At 59.5% G+C, this 20,888-nt stretch carries 19 protein-coding genes and 1 other RNA gene; 7 read left to right on the forward strand and 13 right to left on the reverse strand.

Features of this window, described 5'->3' with window-relative positions; translation table 11 throughout:
• Positions 1 to 36: 36 nt before the first annotated feature.
• The 5 genes from ilvC to miaA all read right to left on the reverse strand — a co-directional run bounded on the left by ilvC (position 37) and on the right by miaA (position 5,648).
• Complete coding sequence (ilvC, locus tag ACM561_RS13955) at positions 37 to 1,056, reverse strand: ketol-acid reductoisomerase (RefSeq protein WP_425905758.1); 1,020 nt, start codon at positions 1,054 to 1,056, stop codon at positions 37 to 39.
• 149 nt (positions 1,057 to 1,205) lie between these two features.
• Positions 1,206 to 1,907 (reverse strand): methyltransferase domain-containing protein, encoded by a 702-nt coding sequence (locus ACM561_RS13960; RefSeq protein WP_425905760.1) that lies wholly within the window; start codon positions 1,905 to 1,907, stop codon positions 1,206 to 1,208.
• 4 nt (positions 1,908 to 1,911) lie between these two features.
• Positions 1,912 to 2,454 carry an acetolactate synthase small subunit gene (gene ilvN, locus ACM561_RS13965; protein ID WP_079447372.1) on the reverse strand — a complete coding sequence of 181 codons (543 nt, stop codon included), beginning with the start codon at positions 2,452 to 2,454 and terminating at the stop codon, positions 1,912 to 1,914.
• 166 nt (positions 2,455 to 2,620) lie between these two features.
• Entirely contained in the window at positions 2,621 to 4,399 is a 1,779-nt protein-coding gene (locus ACM561_RS13970) for an acetolactate synthase 3 large subunit (RefSeq protein WP_425905762.1), read from the reverse strand.
• Positions 4,400 to 4,715: 316 nt separating this feature from the next.
• On the reverse strand, positions 4,716 to 5,648 hold the full coding sequence (gene miaA, locus ACM561_RS13975; RefSeq protein ID WP_425909756.1) for a tRNA (adenosine(37)-N6)-dimethylallyltransferase MiaA: 933 nt from the start codon (positions 5,646 to 5,648) through the stop codon (positions 4,716 to 4,718).
• Here miaA and serB point away from each other — a divergent pair.
• On the forward strand, positions 5,647 to 6,540 hold the full coding sequence (gene serB, locus ACM561_RS13980) for a phosphoserine phosphatase SerB (RefSeq protein ID WP_425905764.1): 894 nt from the start codon (positions 5,647 to 5,649) through the stop codon (positions 6,538 to 6,540). The genes miaA and serB overlap by 2 nt on opposite strands.
• Positions 6,541 to 6,722: 182 nt before the next feature.
• On the opposite strand, the gene ACM561_RS13985 is transcribed toward serB, so the two are convergent.
• From ACM561_RS13985 to ACM561_RS14010, 6 genes are all read right to left on the reverse strand, one after another.
• On the reverse strand, positions 6,723 to 8,213 hold the full coding sequence (locus ACM561_RS13985; RefSeq protein WP_425905765.1) for a Do family serine endopeptidase: 1,491 nt from the start codon (positions 8,211 to 8,213) through the stop codon (positions 6,723 to 6,725).
• 342 nt (positions 8,214 to 8,555) lie between these two features.
• A complete protein-coding gene (locus tag ACM561_RS13990) occupies positions 8,556 to 8,756 on the reverse strand; it encodes a DUF2065 domain-containing protein (protein WP_425905767.1) in 201 nt (66 codons plus the stop codon).
• A 36-nt stretch (positions 8,757 to 8,792) separates the two neighbouring features.
• Positions 8,793 to 9,689, reverse strand: a complete 897-nt coding sequence (gene hflC / locus ACM561_RS13995; protein WP_425905769.1) for a protease modulator HflC — start codon at positions 9,687 to 9,689, stop codon at positions 8,793 to 8,795.
• The gene (gene hflK, locus ACM561_RS14000; protein WP_425905770.1) at positions 9,686 to 10,831 is read right to left on the reverse strand and encodes an FtsH protease activity modulator HflK; all 1,146 of its coding nucleotides are present in this window, start codon (positions 10,829 to 10,831) and stop codon (positions 9,686 to 9,688) included. The genes hflC and hflK overlap by 4 nt, the downstream gene beginning before the upstream one ends.
• 155 nt (positions 10,832 to 10,986) lie before the next feature.
• Complete coding sequence (locus tag ACM561_RS14005) at positions 10,987 to 11,520, reverse strand: dihydrofolate reductase (RefSeq protein ID WP_425905772.1); 534 nt, start codon at positions 11,518 to 11,520, stop codon at positions 10,987 to 10,989.
• Complete coding sequence (locus ACM561_RS14010; RefSeq protein WP_425905774.1) at positions 11,517 to 12,311, reverse strand: thymidylate synthase; 795 nt, start codon at positions 12,309 to 12,311, stop codon at positions 11,517 to 11,519. Before ACM561_RS14010 ends, ACM561_RS14005 begins: the two co-directional genes overlap by 4 nt.
• A gap of 117 nt (positions 12,312 to 12,428) precedes the next feature.
• Between ACM561_RS14010 and ssrA the strand changes: the two genes are divergently transcribed.
• The 6 genes from ssrA (at position 12,429) to ACM561_RS14040 (ending at position 16,323) form a co-directional block, all read left to right on the forward strand.
• Positions 12,429 to 12,787: a transfer-messenger RNA gene (gene ssrA, locus ACM561_RS14015) on the forward strand.
• 167 nt (positions 12,788 to 12,954) lie between these two features.
• Entirely contained in the window at positions 12,955 to 13,506 is a 552-nt protein-coding gene (locus tag ACM561_RS14020; RefSeq protein WP_425905776.1) for an SspB family protein, read from the forward strand.
• 87 nt (positions 13,507 to 13,593) lie between these two features.
• Positions 13,594 to 15,003 (forward strand): class II fumarate hydratase, encoded by a 1,410-nt coding sequence (gene fumC / locus ACM561_RS14025; protein WP_425905778.1) that lies wholly within the window; start codon positions 13,594 to 13,596, stop codon positions 15,001 to 15,003.
• Positions 15,004 to 15,241: 238 nt separating this feature from the next.
• Complete coding sequence (locus ACM561_RS14030) at positions 15,242 to 15,430, forward strand: DUF4169 family protein (RefSeq protein ID WP_425905779.1); 189 nt, start codon at positions 15,242 to 15,244, stop codon at positions 15,428 to 15,430.
• Entirely contained in the window at positions 15,427 to 15,681 is a 255-nt protein-coding gene (locus ACM561_RS14035; RefSeq protein ID WP_425905781.1) for a ribbon-helix-helix domain-containing protein, read from the forward strand. The genes ACM561_RS14030 and ACM561_RS14035 overlap by 4 nt, the downstream gene beginning before the upstream one ends.
• 309 nt (positions 15,682 to 15,990) lie before the next feature.
• Positions 15,991 to 16,323: a ribbon-helix-helix domain-containing protein gene (locus tag ACM561_RS14040; protein ID WP_079447411.1), complete on the forward strand. Its 333-nt coding sequence runs from the start codon at positions 15,991 to 15,993 to the stop codon at positions 16,321 to 16,323.
• A 111-nt stretch (positions 16,324 to 16,434) separates the two neighbouring features.
• Here the strand turns inward: ACM561_RS14040 and ACM561_RS14045 are convergent, their stop codons facing one another.
• Both ACM561_RS14045 and ACM561_RS14050 read right to left on the reverse strand, forming a co-directional pair.
• Entirely contained in the window at positions 16,435 to 20,046 is a 3,612-nt protein-coding gene (locus tag ACM561_RS14045; protein ID WP_425905783.1) for an AsmA family protein, read from the reverse strand.
• Between the two features lie 609 nt (positions 20,047 to 20,655).
• A complete protein-coding gene (locus ACM561_RS14050; protein ID WP_425909757.1) occupies positions 20,656 to 20,829 on the reverse strand; it encodes a DUF1328 domain-containing protein in 174 nt (57 codons plus the stop codon).
• Between the last annotated feature and the right edge of the window lie 59 nt (positions 20,830 to 20,888).

Here is a 20,888-nt window from a genome sequence, read left to right on the forward strand (position 1 = left end):
CACCGCGCGATCAATCATAGGCAGGAATGAAGAACTTCAGTTCTTCGTTTTGTCGACCATGGCGGCCTTCTTGATCCACGGCATCATGTCGCGGAGTTTTGCACCGACCTCCTCGATCGGATGGGCGGCAAGCCTTGAGCGGGTCGCCTTGAAGGAAGTCTGGTTGACCTTGTTTTCCAGCATCCAGTCGCGAGCGAACTTGCCGGACTGAATATCGTCGAGCACGCGCTTCATCTCCTTCTTCGTCTCCGCGGTCACGATGCGCGGACCCGTGACGTATTCACCGTATTCAGCGGTATTGGAGATCGAGTAGTTCATATTGGCGATACCGCCCTCGTAGATCAGATCCACGATCAGCTTCACCTCGTGCAAGCACTCGAAGTAGGCCATCTCCGGTGCATAACCGGCTTCCACCAAGGTTTCGAAGCCATTCTTGATCAACTCGACCAGACCGCCGCAGAGCACAACCTGTTCGCCGAACAGGTCGGTCTCGCACTCTTCCCTGAACGTGGTCTCGATGATACCAGCGCGGCCGCCGCCGATCGCCGAGGCGTAGCTAAGACCAAGATCATGCGCGTTACCCGAGGAATCCTTGGCAACCGCAATCAGGCAAGGAACGCCGCCGCCGCGTTGATACTCCGCCCGGACAGTGTGGCCAGGACCTTTCGGAGCGATCATCAGGACATCGAGATCGGCGCGCGGGTCCAGCAGATTAAAATGCACGTTGAGTCCATGCGCGAAGATGAGCGCCGCGCCCTTCTTCATGTTGTCGTGCAACTGCCCGCGATAGATGTCGCCCTGCAGTTCATCAGGCGTCAGCATCATCACGAGATCGCCCCACTTCGCGGCATCGGCGACTTCCATCACCTTGAAACCAGCGGCCTCAGCTTTCTTGGCGGAAGCGGAGCCTTTGCGCAGCGCGATCGCGACCTCCTTGACGCCGGAGTCCTTCAGGTTCAGCGCATGAGCGTGGCCCTGGCTACCATAGCCGACGATGACCACCTTCTTTCCCTTGATTAGGTTCAGGTCGGCGTCGCGATCGTAATAAACACGCATGGTTGATCCTCTTTTGCGGCCACAAGTTGCGCCCGGTTTTAGGGCTACGGATGCCGGGAAACAAGTCCGCTGCAATGCCTTGGATGATGGAAAAACTTCAAAGGTCGTCCGGTAAGAAAGGTAAATAACGACGCGCGACAAACACAAGCCTATGCCGGAGGCTCGTCGCCTGGCTTGCGGCAGAGATAAGTGCCATGGAGCGGCGCGTGATAGTCCGCAGATACCAGCGTAAAGCCGACGTCTTTCAGCATCCGCTCAATCACCCAACCAAAGGTCGAATGTTCGTCGCGCATGTGGCTGGCGACCTCGCCACTTGGGAAGTCGTGGTTGTTGATGTTGAATTCCGCCCACTGCTCGACCGTTCGGTCGGAGCCATCCGGTTCGCGGACGAACACGATGTCGCGCAGAAACAGCTGTCCGCCGGGCTTGACGACGCGGAACATGCGCGACAGCGCGACTGCCTTCCAGAAATCCGGCAGATGATGCAGCGTGAACTCGCTCACGACCAGATCCAGAGAATCCGATGCGAGAGCAAAACTGAGCAGACCGGCCGCCTGAGTCCGGATCGCGATGTTGCCGTCACGCGCCTGGGCCTCGGCCAGAGCGAGCGCTGCCGGCGCAATATCGACCGCATAGACTTCCGCACCCATCCTGGCGGCTTCACAAGCGAGCGTGCCCGTGCCGCAACCGATATCTGCGATCCGCCAGCCGGGCCGCACGCCTAGCTTGGCGAGGGTTGCGCGAGCCCGGCTGCCGCTATCATCGTGATCATAGATCGCGGAGCGCGCAGCAATGAGCGAATCCAATCCGATCCGCCCACGTTCACTGTAAAACCAGTCGCGCGCCAGCATGACCTTACATCCCTTCCGGTCCGCGGCCGATCGCAGCGACACCGGTTCGCGACACTTCGACTAGACCGATCGGCCGCATCAGGTCGACAAACTGATTGATCTTCGAGGTGCCGCCCGTAATCTCGAACACAAAGCTCTCATTGGTGGCATCCACCACACGAGCACGAAACACCTCTGCGAGCCGCATTGCCTCGATACGTTGGTCCCCCGAACCCTTCACCTTGACCATGGCTAGCTCACGCTCGATGGAGCGTCCGGTCAGTGTCATATCAACGACCTGATAAACCGGGATCATGCGGTCGAGCTGATGCTTGATCTGCTGGATCACCATTGGGGTGCCAGTGGTGACGATGGTAATTCGCGAGACGTGCTTCTGATTTTCAGTCTCGGACACCGTCAAGCTTTCGATGTTGTAACCGCGACCTGAGAACAGCCCGATCACCCGCGCCAACACGCCCGGTTCGTTGGCGACCAGCACCGACAGCGTGTGCGTCTCATTCGGATCGCGGCGCTCTTCGAGAAAGTAGGCGGAAGCGGGCTGGTTCATGGATATGTTCTCAAATCGATATCGTGATTGCCGTCATTGCCGGGCGTAGCCGTTCGTAAAACGGCGTCGCTTCGTTCGCCTGTGCCCCGGCAAGCCGTCTTCACGATGGATGAGCGGATCAAGTCCGCGCATGACGATCTGTGCGTGGCGACACTTCGAGACATTTTCACACCAGCGCCTTGCCGCCGGCAAAGGCGGCCGCGGTCGCATCATCATTGGCTTCCGCCGGCAACAGCATTTCGTTGTGCGCCTTGCCGGATGGAATCATCGGGAAGCAGTTTTCCAGCGCTGCGACGCGGCAGTCGAACAGCACCGGCTTTTTCACGGAGATCATTTCGGCGATCGCAGCGTCGAGATCCGAGGGTTTGGTCGCCCGCAGGCCGACACAGCCGAAAGCATCGGCGAGCTTGACGAAATCGGGAAGCGCTTCGGAATACGAATGCGACAGGCGGTTGCCGTGCAGCAATTGCTGCCACTGCCGCACCATGCCCATGTACTGGTTGTTGAGGATGAAGATCTTGATCGGGAGTTCGTGCTGAACTGCCGTCGACATCTCCTGCATTGTCATCTGTACCGAAGCATCGCCGGCAATATCAATGACGAGGCTGTCGCGATGCGCCACTTGCACTCCCAGCGCGGCCGGCAAACCGTAGCCCATAGTGCCGAGGCCACCCGAGGTCATCAAGTGGTGCGGCTCCTCGAATCCGAAGAACTGCGCGGCCCACATCTGATGCTGGCCGACCTCGGTTGTGATGTAGGTGTCCCGGCCTCGCGTCGCCTCGAACAGACGCTGTATCGCGAACTGCGGCAGAATCACGTCGTCGTTCTTCTTGTAGGCCAGCGAGTTTCGCGCGCGCCAGCGCCCGATCTCGAACCACCACGGATCGATCTTCGGCGTCTTGCCTTCCGCCTTGAAAGCCTGCAACAGGTCGGCCATCACGCTGCCAGCATCACCGATGATCGGCACGTCGACGCGGATGTTCTTGTTGATCGAGGAAGGATCAATATCGATATGAATCTTTTTTGATCCCGGCGAGAACGCATCGGTACGACCCGTTATTCGATCGTCGAAGCGCGCACCGATGCACAGCATGACGTCGCAGTCATGCATCGCCATGTTGGCCTCATAAGTGCCGTGCATGCCGAGCATTCCAAGCCAGCTCTTGCCGGAGGCCGGATAGGCGCCTAGTCCCATCAAAGTAGACGTAATCGGAAAACCAGTGGCTTCGACCAGCGCGCGCAGCGTCTTCGACGCCTCTCGGCCCGAGTTGATGATGCCGCCGCCGGTATAGATCATCGGCCGCTTGGCATTCACTAGCAGCGCGACAGCCTTGCGGATCTGTCCGGCATCTCCCTTTATCTGAGGCTTGTATGACGCGTGGACATCGGTCTTGCGCGGCGGGTGATAGGTGCCGGTAGCGAACTGGACATCCTTGGGCACATCGACCACGACCGGCCCGGGACGACCAGTGGTCGCGACATAGAACGCCTCGTGCAGCACCTTGGCGAGATCGTTGACGTCGCGCACCAGCCAGTTGTGCTTGGTGCAGGGCCTAGTGATGCCGACGGTGTCGCATTCCTGAAACGCATCGTTGCCGATCAGGTGCGTCGGCACCTGGCCGGTGATACAGACCAGCGGGATCGAGTCCATCAGTGCATCGGTCAGCGGCGTCACCATATTGGTAGCACCGGGTCCAGAGGTCACGAGCACCACGCCCGGCTTGCCAGTGGAGCGGGCGTAGCCTTCGGCCGCGTGACCTGCGCCCTGCTCGTGCCGCACCAGGACATGCTCGATATCGCTCTGCTGAAAAATCTCGTCATAGATCGGGAGTACGGCCCCGCCCGGATAACCGAAAATGCTTTTGACACCATGGTCGACGAGGGCTCGAACAATCATGGCCGCACCGGTCATCTGATTGGAATCTTGGCGCTTGGTCTGACTCATGGTCGGCTCCGGATTCGCGCAGGCTTCGTGTCCGCCAGCGTCGCAAACAATAAAAAAGGGCCTTGAAGGCCCCCGGCACACCGCCTTCCATTCGGACGGCTCAGCCGTCCCGGGCGGTGCTCCAAGGTACGATGATAACGGGGACGAGGTGACTGATAACAAAGTTGCGCATTTTACAGCTAACGTTCCCAAAGGTTGCGCGGGTTATACGGGGCGGATTTGCGGCCGTCAACGGTGTTTCGATGCAAATAAGCCGGTTTCGGCGGTTTGGAAGGGGCCGAGGGGCCGGTCGCCTCAGCGCGAAACGTCAAACCTCTTAGTCCAGCGCCTTTCTGGCCTCTTCAGGCCGCATCCAGGCGAACTCTGTCAACTGGTGACGAAACCAGGTGAACTGCCGCTTGGCATAGTGGCGCGTGTCGGCGCGCCCGATCTGGGCGGCCTCCGCCAGCGAAATCTCGCCGCGCAGATGCCGGACCAGCGCGGGCACGCCATGTGCCTTCATCGCCGGCAGGAGCGGGTCGAGACGCCGTTCGGCCAGCGCCGCGACTTCCTCCAGCGCCCCGGCCGCCAGCATCGCATCGAAACGGGCGTCGATCCGCGCGTAGAGCACTTCACGATCCGGAGCAACGAAGACCGCCCTCGCCCGCTCCGGCGGCAGCAACGGCGGCAAGCCATCGCGATGCCAATCGGTCAACGAGCGTCCGGTCGCCTCGACAACTTCGAGGGCACGGGCGATGCGGGCGCGGTCGCGCGGTTTCAGACGTTGCGCCGCCGCCGGATCGCGCCGCGCGAGAACAGCATGAAGCGCTTCGGCCCCGTCACGTTCGAGGCGCGCTCGGACGTCATCGCGCACCTGAGACGGAATCGGCGGCACCGCCGACAGACCGCGCGTCAGCACTTTGAAGTAAAGGCCGGAGCCGCCGACGAAAATCGGCACCCGGTTTTGCGCGCGAGCTTCGGCGAGAGCGACCGCTGCATCGGCGACCCACATCCCGGCGGAGCAGTTCACGCTCGCATCGACATGGCCGTAGAGCCGGTGCGGCGCCCGCCCCTCCTCATCAGGGGTCGGCCGCGCGGTCAAGATGCGGAGATCTCGATAGACCTGCATGGAGTCGGCATTGATGACGACGCCGCCCGTCCGTTCGGCAAGCGACAACGCCAACGCAGACTTGCCGCTCGCGGTCGGCCCTGCGATAAGCACGGCATCCGTCGCCTGCCCGTTTACCTCGCCAGAGCTCTCCCCATCCATGTCACTCGTCGCCACGCTGATCTGCAATCCGGTTAACCCCGCGCTCGATAGCACGGTGCTCGACGGCGCGCGCGCAATTCTGAGCAATGCCGGCCCCGCGCGCTGGCTGTGGGACGAAGTCGCGGCCGACATTCCCTTCGAAAGCGACGAGCCCATTCCGGCCATTACGCAGCGCCTGCGCGAGGCGCGCAGCGATCTGCCGATCGACGTAGTGATCCAGCCGCAGCTCGGCCGGCGCAAGAAGCTGTTTCTGGCCGACATGGATTCCACCATGATCGGCCAGGAGTGCATCGACGAACTCGCCGATTTCGCCGGTCTCAAGACGCATGTAGCAGCGATCACCGAGCGTGCCATGCGCGGCGAAATGCAGTTTGAAACCGCGCTGCGCGAGCGCGTGGCGTTGCTGAAGGGTCTTTCTGTATCAGTCGTAGACGAGGTGCTGGCAAAGCGCATCACGCTGACACCGGGCGGGCGCGAATTGGTCATGACCATGCGCTCCAATGGAGCCTATACCTGCCTGATCTCCGGCGGCTTCACCTTGTTCACCAAAGCGGTGGCCGCCATGATCGGCTTTCAGGAAAATCGCGGCAATACACTACTGGTCGAAGACGGAAAATTGTCGGGCGCGGCCGCCGAACCGATCATCGGCCGCGAGGCGAAACTTGCAACTCTGATCGAACTGCGCGAGGCCTCCGATCTCGACAATCTTGATACGCTGGCGGTAGGCGACGGCGCCAACGACCTCGGCATGATCCAGCAGGCTGGTCTAGGTGTCGCCTATCACGCCAAGCCCGCGGTTGCCGCGGCGGCAGCCGCCCGAATCGATCACGGCGACCTTACCGCCCTGCTCTATGCGCAGGGATACCGACGCGACGAGTTTGTGACCGCTTGAGTCCATTCAGACTCAAAAACGCAATCAGCCGCCGTCTCCGCTATCGTTCAGTGATCCACATCTTTCGCGATGGCACGATAAAGACGGAGTTCGACGCGCGGCCACAGGCGAACGAAGGGATACCGCTCCATCGAACGGCGATTGCCCCGACCACGACAACCCCGCTCCGATGTGGTTCGTGCCTACTTCAAGCTCAGCGCCACAAACCGCAGTTCGCCAGCACCGTTCGAAACCATCAGCAACACTGCCTTTTTGCCGTCCTTCTTCAACTGATCGACGCGCTTGCGGATATCGGAAGCGCTACTCACGGCCTCCTGCGCCACCTCTACGATGACGTCGCCCGCGCTGAGCCGCTTCTCGGCCGCGTCGGAATCCGCGTCCACATCGGTAACGATGACGCCCTTGACACTGTCCTTAATCTTGTAGCGCGCACGCAGATCCTTGCTAAGCGCGGCGAGATCGAGACCGAGCGCCTTCTGCGTTACGGGCTTGTCGTCGTCATCAGGCTTGGTCTTGATCGAGACGGGCGTTGCCTTGTCGCTGTCGTCGAGCCGTCCCAGCGTTACCTTCTTGGTCTCTTCCTTGCCTTTGCGAATGATCGTGACCTTGACTGCCTTGCCAACTGCCGTGTCGGCGACAAGGCGAGATAAATCTTTCGGCTCCTTGATGTCCTTTCCGTCGAAAGCGATGATGACATCGCCGGGTTCGATGCCGGCAGGCTTAGCTGGACCTTTATCCTCCACGCCGGCAACCAGCGCCCCGCGGGTCGGTTTGATATTGAGGCTGTCGGCGATCTCGTCGGTGACCTGCTGGATACGGACACCAAGCCAACCTCGACGCAACTCACCGAACTGCCGTAATTGATCGACAACGCCTGCTACCGTCTTCGACGGTACCGCAAAGCCGATCCCGATAGAACCGCCCGACGGCGAGATGATCAGCGTATTCACTCCCACGACCTCGCCCTCGAGATTGAACAGTGGACCACCGGAGTTGCCACGGTTAATGGAGGCATCGGTCTGGATGTAGCTGTCATAGGGGCCGTTGTTGATGTCGCGGTTGCGCGCCGAGACGATCCCGGCGGTAACGGAGCCGCCAAGACTGAACGGATTGCCGATGGCAATCACCCATTCGCCGAGCCGCAACTTGTCGGAATCACCAAACTTGACGGCGGTCAGCGGATGCGGCGGCTTGAACTTCAGCACCGCGAGATCGGTTTTCTTGTCGACCCCGACGGTTTCAGCCTTGACCTTGGTGCCATCATTCAGAATGACGTTGATCTCGTCGGAATCGGCGATGACGTGATTATTGGTGACCACAATTCCGGCGGCATCGACGATGAATCCGGAGCCGAGCGAGTTTGTCTTGTGCGTTTGCAGGCCGCCATTCTTGCCGCCGCGGCGATTCTTGAAGAAGTCGTCGAAGAACTCCTCGAACGGTGATCCCGGCGGAAGTTGTGGAATGGCGCGGCGACTCTCGCCGCCCTTTGCTTCAACGGTTTGAGTCGTCGAGATGTTGACCACCGCGTCGATCACCTTTTCCGCCACGTCAGCGATGCCATCGGGACCGCGGGCCAGCGCCGGCTCGGATATCATGGCGCTAGCGGCGCTGAGGCATAGCGCGATTAGCAGGGAACGCCGGCGAAAGCTCAACGCGTGAATCGCTCGGATCATGTTTCGAGTCTCTCCTGGAGAAGCATATTGCCGGGCATACACTGCGCCGGACGCCGAACACGCGCAAGCAGCGAAACGGCGCTCGCTGATCGATCGGGATTTCCGATTACGGCAAAAAGCTGGCACCGCCTTCACGATACGTTGCAAGCTCAGACTTTCGAGCCGCTCCCGCCCGGTAGATCCAGTAGGTTTGCGCCTTCTTCATGCCGACCGGCGGTCGCTTCGTGCGAAACCTATAATATTCGCACGCATGATCTCAGCGATCGTCGCGGCGAAGGCTTGGAACTACAGGGTCACTGGCGGATCAAACTATAGAGTCGGTGACTGCCAATAGCCTGCTCCCTAACGCCTGACCAGCCAGATCAGGATAAGGCCCACGATTGCCGACCCGATACCCACCATCCGCAAAATGTGTTCCGGAGCCGCCAGCGCACTTTTCATCGCTCGCCGCGTCCATTCCGGTGCCGCGGCAAACAGGATGCCTTCAATCATGAAAAGAATACCGAGACCGATAAGAAAATCGTCGAAGGCGATGGAACCCATCGACGACGTCTCCCCCGGCATCGCAATCTTTCTGGTTTACGGCTTCGCCGCCGATGCCGAAGGCCTGCCGCTCGGATGCCCAAAGAAGCGGAAGAAGTCAGAGTCGGGCTTCAGCAGGAAGCGGGTGCCGCTGCCCTTCAATCCGTTCTGGTAGGCGGTCATTGACCGGTAGAACGCAAAGAAGTCCGGGGCCTTGTTGTAGGCATCGGCAAATAGCCGGTTGCGCTCGCCATCGCCCTGGCCGCGGATCTGTTCGGCCGCGGAATTGGCCTCGGCCACGATCACGGTCGCTTCGCGATCAGCCTTTGCCCGGATCTCCTGGGCTTTCTGACCACCCTGAGCGCGGAACTCGGCGGCTTCCCGTTGTCGTTCAGTCTGCATGCGCTGATAGACCGCCTGACTGTTCTGATCCGGCAGATCGGCTCTCCGAATCCGAACATCGACGACCGAGATGCCGTATCCACTGGCCTCCTTGTCGAGCTGGTCACGGATGCGACCCATCAGATGTTCGCGCTCATCCCGCACGACCTGGATGAAGGTGACTTCGCCCAGAACACGACGCAGCGACGCATTGAGCAGCGTCGTCAACTGGATATTGGCTGCCTGGACGGAGCCGACGCTTTGGTAGAACTGCAGCGCATCCTTGATTCGATAGCGCGCGAACGCGTCGACGACGAGCCGCTTCTGGTCCGACGCAATGACTTCCTGCGACGCCTGCTCAAGGTCCAGAATTCGTTTGTCGATCTGGATCACCGAGTCCACAAACGGCGCCTTGAAATGCAGCCCCGGCTCGGTGACGACACGCACCGGTTCACCCAGTCGCACCAGCAACACCTGATCGGTCTGGCTCACCGTGAAAACGGAACTGTATCCTACCACCAGCAAGGCCAGCCCCACCAATAGCCCGGCAATCCCTAAAACTCCGATTTTCATCGGGCGCTCCCGTTCGTCCTGGCCGGCTGGTTCACAGTCCCGGTGCCACGCGGCGACGTCAATTCGCTCAGCGGCAGGTAAGGCAAGATACCCGGCGACGATGAACCCGGATCGTATACGAGCTTGTCGGCGTCTCCGAGCACATGCTCCATGGTCTCTAGGTAAATGCGCTCGCGCGTCACGTCAGGCGCCGTTTTGTAGGCCTCATAAACCTGAAGAAACCGAGAACTCTGACCCTTGGCTTCGGCGATGGCCTGTCCCTTGTAGCCTTCAGCATTCTGCACGATCTGCGACGCCCGTCCGCGCGCATCGGGAATAACTCGATTGGCGTAGGTTTGGGCTTCGTTCTGCAGCCGCTCGAGGTCGGCACGCGCCGCCTGCACGTCGCGGAATGAATCGATGACCTGAGCCGGTGGATCGACCTTCTGCATCTGCACCTGCTGAATCAGAACACCGGCGCCATATTCATCCAGGGTCTTCTGCATCAGTTCGTGCACCGAAGCTTCAATTTTGGTTCGCTCGGACGTTAGAATGGGTTGAATATCCGAACGTCCCACCAATTCGCGCATCGCACTTTCAGCCACCGCTTTGACGGTACCTTCCGGATTCTGGATATTGAACAGGAAGTCACCGACCCCGCCCGGCTTGATCCGCCACAACACCGTGAAATCGACGTCGACGATGTTTTCATCGCCCGTCAGCATCAGACTTTCCTCCGGCACGTCGCGCATCGTGCTGGTATTCCGGGCTGGGTCCTGAGCCAGCGTCAAACCGATATTGAGGGTCGAGACACGCAGCGCCTTCGGCAGCAAAACGGTCTCGATCGGATACGGCAGATGATAATTGAGGCCAGGCTGCACGGTCCGTACATGCTTGCCGAAGCGCAGCACCACACCGAGTTCTTCCGACTGCACCCGGAAGAAGCCGGACATCCCCCAGATCACGACCGCGCCGACCAGGATCAGCAAGATGCCCATGCCGCTCAGATGTCCGCCTGGCAACAGTTGCCGGATACGCTCCTGAGCCCGACGCAGCAGATCCTCAAGATCCGGCGGCTTGGGTCCAGTCGGCTGCGGGCCGGCTCCCCAAGGTCCTTTCGGACCCTGACCCCATGGCCCCCCGGTTTGATTCTTCCACGGCATCGACACTCTCCTCCGCGCGGATGGGCCTTTAAAGCCTAACCTCGCTCTCCATTCGACCTTATAGGGGACGCTCTCGGCCCTTACAACGCGGCTTGTTAGCTGCAAGGAGCTATATTCGATCAGACAAATGTCAATGCAAACATCAGGGAATGCGGTTAATGCATCCGACGGCGATATGTCACATAAGAATAATCGGCAGTGTCGCCGCTGGCCGCCGTGTTTCGGCAGCGGGCGACTTCGTGCCAGATCGAGGGATCGATCGGCGGGAAAACGGTATCCCCATCGACTTGGGTATGAACCTCGGTCACTTCGAGGCGATCGGCTACAGGCATGGACGCGGTATAAATCTCGGCACCGCCGATCACCGCGATCTCAGCGACCGAACGCCGCATGGCATCTCCTTTTGCGATGGCGAGCGCGTCTACCAGCGATCGTGTCACCAACGCTCCGGCCGCAGTAAAGTCCGGATCGCGGGTGATGACGATGTTGGTTCGTCCCGGCAGTGGCCGACGCAATGAGTCGAAGGTTTTGCGGCCCATTACGATCGGCTTGCCGATGGTGATCGCCTTGAAGCGTTGCAGATCGGCTTTCAGCCGCCACGGGATTCCATTACGCTGACCTATTACCCCGTTCTCGGCAACCGCAACCACCAGGGCTATTTCCGGACGCGGGGAGACAATCCCGGTCATACCGCGACCTCGGCCTTGATGTGCGGATGGGGATTGTAATTTTCGAGTTTGAAGTCCTCGTAGCGAAACGCGAAAATATCCTTCACCTCGGGATTGATCGTCATCGTCGGCAGCGGCCGCTTGGGCCGCGCGAGTTGAAGCCGAGCCTGCTCAAGATGATTCGAATACAGGTGCGCATCGCCCAAGCTATGTACGAAGTCGCCGGGATTAAGCCCCGTAACCTGCGCAACCATCATCGTCAGCAGCGCATAGGACGCGATATTGAAGGGCACCCCGAGGAATACGTCGGCCGAGCGCTGATAAAGCTGGCATGACAGTTTTCCGTTGGCGACATAGAACTGGAACAGGCAATGGCACGGCGGTAGCGCCATCTTATCGACATCGGCCGGATTCCACGCACTAACGATCAGCCGCCGCGAATCGGGGTTGCGTTGGATCATGTCAATGACGTTGGCGATCTGGTCGATACTGCGACCGTCCGGCGCGGGCCATGAACGCCATTGCGAGCCGTAGACCGGGCCGAGATCGCCGTTTGCATCGGCCCACTCATCCCAGATCGAGACGCCGTTGTCTTTCAGATATTTAATGTTGGTGTCACCCTTCAGGAACCAGAGCAGTTCATGCACGATCGACCGGAGGGGAAGCTTCTTGGTGGTCAACATCGGAAAGCCAGATGCGAGATCGAAGCGCATCTGATGTCCAAAGACAGACAGCGTTCCGGTGCCGGTACGGTCATGCTTTTCCGTACCTTCGCCGAGTATTCGTTTGAGCAGATCGTGATATTGATTCATGCCAGTGGCGCTTTCGGGCGATGAACTTAGCGTCGGATCGGTTGATCTGACAGCGCCGCGTCTCATTATACCCGGGAAAATGGATCGCAGAGACGGCAAAAAAATGTGCCGTTTGGCACCCTTTTTTCCTCACGTTTTGCAGGCTATATTGAAAGCGCCGGTTCGCCGGCTATGGAAATAAATGGCCGCCGCAATAAACCATTCGGACCCGGGGGCAGTACCCGGCGCCTCCACCAGAGCCCGACCCGGCAAATTCCGGGTTCCGGCGGGGGCGAAACAGGATCGACGAGGGCGTAAAGGGCTCGCTTTTTCCCGGTATGGTTCCGCCGTTATCGGGCTATGCAATAGTTGCAAACGACAACTATGCTCCGGTTGCTCAGGCTGCGTAACGCAGTTTGAAAGACCACTCTGAAGTCCTGATGGGTTAAGCTCCGTCAGGCGGGGTTCGGAGGCACCTGGCAACAGAAGCCTCCACTTTAATCCGTTCACCGCTCCAGCCCAACTGGCGACGAGAAACTTACCGGTCCGACCCCAACCGCTGCTGACCTCGCAAGATCGTGGGAGTATCATCGCGAGACGGCGCGAGTCGGCTTAGACGTTCGCGGCGATTTGCGCATACTGCCGAGGCGACGAGACCTAATCGATGCAAACCGATCATATTCGCTACGATTTACTTACGAGCGACGCAATGCGCGGTGTCCTGCGCCGCGTGCTGACGGACGCCGCCGAGCACGGACTGCCGGGCGAGCACCACTTTTTCATCACCTTCATGTCGACGGCCGACGGAGTGACGATATCGTCCCGCCTTCTGGCGCAATATCCCGAGGAGATGACCATCATTCTCCAGCATCAGTTCTGGGATCTGACGGTGACCGAAGATCACTTCGAGGTCGGGCTGTCGTTCGGCGGGGTACCGGAGCGCCTCGTGGTTCCATTCAGCGCGATCAAGGGCTTCTTCGATCCATCGGTACAGTTCGGATTGCAGTTTGAGCCGGCTGCGACAGAAACAACCGAGACGGAGAAAGCTGAGATCGAGACAAGCGCGAGCGAGACCTCGAGGACGGTCCCGACTGCACCCTCTCCAACGGCGCTGGCCGTTCCGGCCAGTCCTTCCCAGCCAGCCGAAACCGAGGACAAACCTAAACCTGGCCAGGGCGCCGAGGTTGTCAGACTGGACCGCTTCCGCAAGAAGTAACCTGGGGTTGCATTTGCCGGATTGTCCTTTCGCGGGCGGAGGATTGGGCTGCGCCCCACAGCGGCATCAAACATAACGGACCGGACCATGGTTGCGTCATCACGCACGGCGAAAACGCGCACGGAAACCGATAGCTTCGGTCCCATCGAAGTTCAGGCAGACCGCTACTGGGGAGCCCAGACCGAACGCAGTCGACAAAACTTCCGCATCGGAGACGACCGGATGCCGATGCCGCTGATTCGAGCGCTCGGCATCGTCAAACTCGCAGCAGCGCAGACCAATCGGGAGCTTGGCCTGCTCGACCGCCGGCGCACGAACGCAATCATTCGCGCGGCACACGAAGTGATCGACGGCAAGCTCGACGAGCATTTTCCACTGGTGGTTTGGCAGACCGGTTCCGGCACACAGACCAACATGAACCTCAACGAGGTCATCGCCAATCGTGCCAACGTGTTACTCGGTGGCGAACTCGGCCATAAGAAGCCCGTTCACCCAAACGACCACGTCAACATGAGCCAGTCGTCGAATGATTCATTTCCGACGGCGATGCATATCGCGGCGGCTCATGGCATCGTGTCAGACTTGGTTCCCGCCCTGGCCGCTCTGCTCAAGGCGCTGCGCGAAAAAGAAAAGGTCTTCGCTGATATCGTCAAGATTGGGCGGACCCATACCCAGGATGCAACTCCGCTGACGCTCGGCCAGGAATTCTCCGGCTATGCGGCGCAGATCGAGAGCGGTCTGGCCCGGCTTCACATAGCACTGAAGGATCTCTATCCGCTGGCGCAAGGCGGAACCGCGGTGGGGACAGGACTGAACTCGAAGCCAAAATTTGCCAAACTGTTTGCGAAAAATGCAGCGCTGCTTACAAAACTCCCCTTCACAAGCGCTCCAAACAAATTTGAGGCGTTGGCTTCAAACGACGCCTATGTTTTCGCTCACGGCGCGATTAATGCAGTCGCAACGGGCCTGTTCAAGATCGCGAACGACATCCGCCTTCTGGGTTCCGGACCTCGGTCTGGCCTCGGAGAGCTGATTCTTCCCGAGAACGAGCCTGGGTCGTCCATTATGCCGGGGAAGGTCAACCCTACGCAGTGCGAAGCGATGACAATGGTCTGTTGTCGGGTGTTCGGAAACCATACGACCGTGACTGTGGCTGGCAGTCAGGGGCATTTCGAACTTAACGTTTACAAGCCGGTTTTGGCTTACTGTATGATCGACTCCATACAGCTGCTCGCCGACGTCGTGCGCTCATTCACCGAACACTGCATCAAAGGCATCCGTGCCGACGAGCAGCGGATTCGCGAATTGATGCAACGCTCGCTCATGCTGGTCACGGCTCTCGCGCCAAGGATCGGCTACGATAACGCGGCGAAGGTCGCTAAGGCCGCCCACGCTCGCGGATCAACATTAAAGGAAGAGGCTCAGCGGCTCGGCTTTGTTACGGCTGTGGAGTTCGACCGATTGGTGCAACCCAGCAAAATGACCCGACCGGGATAAAATGACCGGTCGGAGCCTCGATGCTTTGTAGTTTCCTATCATTCCCTAACAGGCTGATATTCTAATGATCAGGGTTTCGGGAATTATTATATTCTAATATTGTGCGGCATATTAGACAAAATTTTCTACCCTGCTGCGATGCATCATGGTACATCCCCAATTATAACCGCTTTTGGCGGAATGAATTTTCGATGTTTGCGGCTGCGCGTTCCCGGCATTCAAGACAGCGGAATTGGTCATGGGGGATGTGATTAACTTGAACAAGCGCAGGAAGCGCGCCGAACGCAAACAGGCGGCCGCCATCGCTGACGCTAATCGCGCGCGCTTCGGCCGCAGCAAAGCCGAGCGCGATCTTTCCGAACAGCAGAGGATACGAGAACTGCGTTTGCTCGATCAACACCACATCGACGGCGAGGACGCGTCATGAAATCGCCGGTAGTGAAACGATCGATCGTAGTGGCTGGTCACAAGACGAGCGTGAGCCTCGAGGAAGCATTCTGGAACGGGATGAAAGAAATTTCGAGTCACCGCGACATGACCCTGTCCGAACTCGTCGGGGAGATCGATAGCAACCGCCAACAGGGCAACCTCTCCTCGGCAATCCGTCTCTTCGTGCTGGACTACTTTCGAAGCCGCGCGACGATGTCCGGATCCGAACACAGTCCAAGCCTCGGATAGTAGGCACTATTCTCCGTAGATCACCGGCGCAATTCTCATCCGTATGTCTGCGCACGTCGGCGTCACGATAGTGAGCCGGGCTAGGTTATTTCCCGAATACCGACGTCGGGTACTTTCAGCTACTATTTACCTGCCTTGACGATCTGCCATCGCGCCGATCAGAGGTGGACCGCGAAGTCACCTGCATGCCCGCAGCGCGGTCCACCGACGGTCCGCAGCACCGCTTTCGCAGTTAGACCAAACAAACATCCGGTGAGATCTCATCGTGCGCCGATGATGAGGCTTGCCGGAATACAGATGGAGTCAATCATGCAAAACGACGAAAGCGGCGACCGCCGCGGAGAACCAGGACCATTGCGCGAATATGCCGTCGTCAAAAGATCGGTTGTCGTCGGTGGTCACAAGACCAGTGTCAGCCTTGAAGATGCGTTCTGGACCAGCCTGAAGGATATCGCGACACGACGGGGCATAACCCTTTCCACACAAATTGCTTCGATCGATACCAATCGCAGGACCAGCAATTTGTCTTCGGCGATTCGTCTGTATGTCCTCGAGCATTTTCGCACGCGAGCGGTAAGCACCATGTTCATCGGCGAACGTCAAGCACCGTCAACGCGGCTTGCGCCGCTTGGCCCGAAGTAGCTCAACTACTGTCGGCTCGGAGCAAATCAGAAGGAACACCGGGACCTGGTCGGGGACACTTCTTCGCGAGTTGACGCACCGGCTTCGTTCCTCCGGCGGAGACGGGCGGCCTTAGCGCTGGCGCACCGGCCTTGGCGCCACGAGCTGTGTCTCCACCGGCAAACGCGCAACCGACGGCGGTGTCGGCACACGGGATGCCCGGGCGGCAGTCGTCGGACGCCGAGACGGTAGCGGGACAGCCATCCGACCTCTTGCCGCGAACCGCCGAGGATCCCGCTTTGGTCTTGGTGGATGAGTGACGGGTGCCGCGTCCGAAGCCAGTAGACTGGCGGAAAGATTTGACGGTTCAGCCTGCAGGGATGCCTGCGCCGGGGAAACGCTCGGAGCCGGCTCCAGGCTTTGCTCGATCGAGTCGAGTCTGCGAGACTCGCGATCGATCGACCTCACCGCAAGCCATGAGGACAGCGCCGCGACATCAATAGCTCGGTTTATTGCGTGGGACGGTCCAACTGCGAATATCTGAACTTGCGGACGATCGCTCGCAGACCCGGTCGAGGTTGACGCAAGGCCGGCGCGCATATCGACTTGATCCGACGTGATGTCATAGCCGCCGGAGACAATCGCCTGCGCACCTTCGCCGTCTAACGGCGTTGGGCTAACACGCAAACGGCCATCCCTCACCGTGAACGGAATTTGCGCCGATGCGACCGATAGCGGACCGGCGGAGAGAGACTGCTCTACGATCTCCTGCAATCTAGCATCGTCCGATCCCCGCTCGACATTGCCATTGATCGCAACTTCGAACATGTGCGGATCAAGCCCTGAAATCCGCGCGTGATCGAGCGTGACCACCCCGTCGCCGGACAACGCTCCCACCATCGCCGACGCGCTGCGGCCCCGGCTGGCGAGTGTGATCCGCGCCGAGATGCGGCCGGCAGGCATCGCCAGCGCACCGTATTGCAATGCTGCCCCCTTGACGTTGGTGAGCTGGACGTTCGCATTCAAGGCAACGCCTTCGGCAGTCTGCCCAACATGGAGACTTGCCGTGGCATCGCCATCGCCGATTTTCCCCTTCATCGCATCGAACGTCAGGGAATGGTCGTCCCCTTTGACAACGCCGCTGATGGGTCTCAATTCAGCGCCTCCCGGCAACGTGCCGCGCAGCGCCGCGAAAGCCAGTTGACCGCGCCACCCCTCCGGCAGGCCGACATTCAACGGCTCCGCCGGATCACGCCCCCCGAAGTCGATTGCAAGTCCGAACACCGTCGCCAGATCGAGCGTATTGATTCCGAGTTCGCCTTCGAGGCGGCTTTCGTTTCCTAGACTGACTGTAACATGCCCGCGCATGCGCGAGCTGCCGATCGCGCTATCGAGATCGCTGAAAATCAGCTTGTCGTCGGCCAGGGTGACATGTGACGAGAGCCTGACGTCCTGACCGTCGGGACCAGACGGCTGACGACTCGGTCGCGGCTTGAGATCGACGCGGTGAACTGTGAGATTAAGGTCCGCCTTCCGATCCGATGACCACGGCTGCACCATTCCTTTTATTTCGGCATCCAGATCGGTTCCTGACATCCTCGCATTTAGCTGGGCCGGGGTACGCCAGGTTCCCGTCGCTGTAGCTTCCAGTACAGATGGGTTCGCAACCGCAATCACACGATCAAGACCCAACAACGCCGGCACGCCCCCGCCGCGCTCCGACGTCAGCTTCGTCCGAAGCGTCACCTCGCTGCGTGCCAATGCATCAAAATCGGCGGCGCGCACCGCCGCGAGTGAAGGTGCTGCAACCAGTGACAGTGAGCCTTTCAGTTGCGGCAGATTGACGTCGAGTGTAGCGCTGGCATCTGCCTTGTTGTTGTCGGCAGGGCTCTTGCCAACGTTGAGCGTGAGGCGAAGCTGGGCAGCCCCCGCGGCCGCCGGTATCGCATCGAGACGCGCCGCGACGCTCGGTGCGAGCGGAGCAATCATGCTCGCCATAAGGGCAACCGACTCAGACGTCGCATTCAACGATAACTTCCCGATGGTATTGATGCGGTCGAATGCACCGGAGCTATCGATCATGAGTCCGGCGGAGGAGCCGACTTTCAATTGTTCGAGCAAGATTGCCGTTGGCCCATAACTCAGTTCGGCGAGAAATGGGCCGAACTCCCGTGTCGCCCACATCGCGTGATCAACATTTAAGGACAATCGTCCCTCACTGGGCCAACCGTCTTGCAATGCCGCGACCGCGTGCACCAGACTTGCCGCCGCATCAAGATCGAGACGATCCGCTTTGAGTTCAGCTTCGGCCCGCGTACCGTTCTCTGGCGCCAAATCGACAAACGCCAGCCGCCCTTCAACGCTACCACCCTCGATATCGGCCTTGAGCTGTTCGAAGACCACCTGGCTTGGATCACCAGTCAACTTGCTTTGCACACGCAGCGGCTTTCGGCTCCGATGAGTGACTTCGCCGCGGCCTTGCAACCATGCGATGAAAGTATCGGGATCAGATGATTCAACGTCGAGTGCACCGTTGAGCCGCGGCGACGGTCCGGGCAGCAGGATCGCGCCGTTAACAGCCATACGCGTGGCGCCGGGAGCTTGGAATTCTAGCCGGCTGATCGTCCATGAAGCAGCGTCGCTGCGTAAGTCAGTACTGAAATTTTGTATCGGGCGGCCGCCCAGCATGATCTGGTCGGCGCTGATCTCTATGTCAGCGGCGATCCATGGTTTCGGAATTTTTGTTAGATAACGTTGCATTGTCTGCAACATCTTTGCGGGATCGGCCTGTTCCTTGGCAAACAGGCGGTCGGCGTCGAGTTGACGCGCGGAGAATGCAGCGCGAAGCCGGGGCGACGAGCCGAAACGAATGTCTCCCTTGCCTGTGAGCCTCAGCGCAGAGTCGGCATTACCATAACTAGCATCAACCTGCTCGAGACGCGCGCCTTTCGGATCTGCTTTTACGTTGGCCGATACACGCCATGGTCGTTGAGAGGGGACGACCGAAAAGTTTTTGCCGACAGATTCCCCAGCACCTGCCAGCGTCAGCGCGCCATCGAAACGCGGGATCTGTTCGTCGAATGACAAGATCCCATCGACGTCGATGAACTCCGCCCGCGTTCCGGGATCGATCGCGAGATGAACACGGCTGGCACCGCCGACACCCGCCTGTGCGAGCGAAATTTGGAAGGGATATCGCGTTCCTGACAACACGAAATTGCCGTCGCCGCGCACGGAAGCTCCCGATGGCCGTACCTCTCCACTGAACGCGATGTCGTTCAATTCCAAAGTGCTGCGGCTTGCAGCATCATGAAGCGCCACGCGGCCGGTGAGATTCAACTGATCAACAGAAAGCGAGCCGAAATTGAGCGATAGTGGCCAGCCCATCCGCTCTCTGTCATTGAGACCGAGGTCGAGCGCAACACCGTTGATCGTCAATTCGGTTGCGCGCCACTCTCCACGCATCACCGAACCAAGGCTGAATTCGACGGCGAGACTGTCGGCCTGTACCTGTCCCGGGTCGTTCGGCCTTCCAACGAATACCGACTCAAGCCGCAATGACGGCGACGGCAGCAGCCGGGCGTCGATCCCACCCTCGACCCGCACCGGCGCGCCGATTACGCGTGCCGCCTCTGTCTCGAACTGGGACCGAAAGCGGCTCCAGTCGATGAAATGCGGCCCGATCAGCGCGGCGATGAGCGCAACAATGAATGTAATCGCCAGGCCGAGCAGTGTCGTCTGCACGGTGTCCCCCTCTGACCCTTCCGACAAAATTGCATTCGTTCGGTTCGCCCTTCCGCAAATGGTAGACCCGGGTTCGTGCTTCCGGACTCCGCGAGGCGCACTAAAACGAATGCCGCATCCTTATACTAATAACAACTGTGGCAAAGTCGCAGCGACGGCAGGCAGCGTATTGTTCCTAGAAGGGCGGCGCAGACAGTGCGAAGCGATGATGGCGGTCAAGTGATCCATCATCGCGCACCGACCTGTTCTGGCTCGAACTGGGGAATCGGCCTCGATTACATGAAAGCGTGCCCGCGCCTCCCGCGTTTATGACCGAATCCCATTTACGCTATTTGCGGGAGATCGCCTGGACGGCCCAATTGCAGAACCAACTCTTCCGATTGATCGACGAAAAGCATCTGCGTGAGGGAGAGGAAATTACAACACGCTCACCGAGGAAGCCTCTCGGCAACCTCCGAACGATGACGCTTTTACGTCGATACGGCCGCCTGCAACGTTGTGCCCCTTCGCCTCCGATATCCGTCCGTGTCCGCATTTAGGCCGTCGTTGCGCTTGCAGCATCACCCGCGCGTCCCCGAGATGTCCTCGACACCCCGGTTAACCCACGCGCTATACGGGGGGTCGGCCGCGCAACAACCCGACCACCGCTGAAACCACTAACAGAATCAGCGCAATGAAAAAGATGATCTTCGCGATTTCGATTGAGGCGCCCGCGATACCTCCAAAGCCCAAAACGCCGGCAATCAATGCAATGACCAGGAACGTCACGACCCAGTTCAACATGATCTGGCCTCCATTTTTGCGCGCTTTGCGTGTGACTGAAAAACAATCCGTCACCGGAA

It is taken from the genome of Nitrobacter sp. TKz-YC02, from assembly GCF_049852135.1.
In the GTDB taxonomy this organism is placed as follows: Bacteria; Pseudomonadota; Alphaproteobacteria; order Rhizobiales; family Xanthobacteraceae; genus Nitrobacter; species Nitrobacter vulgaris.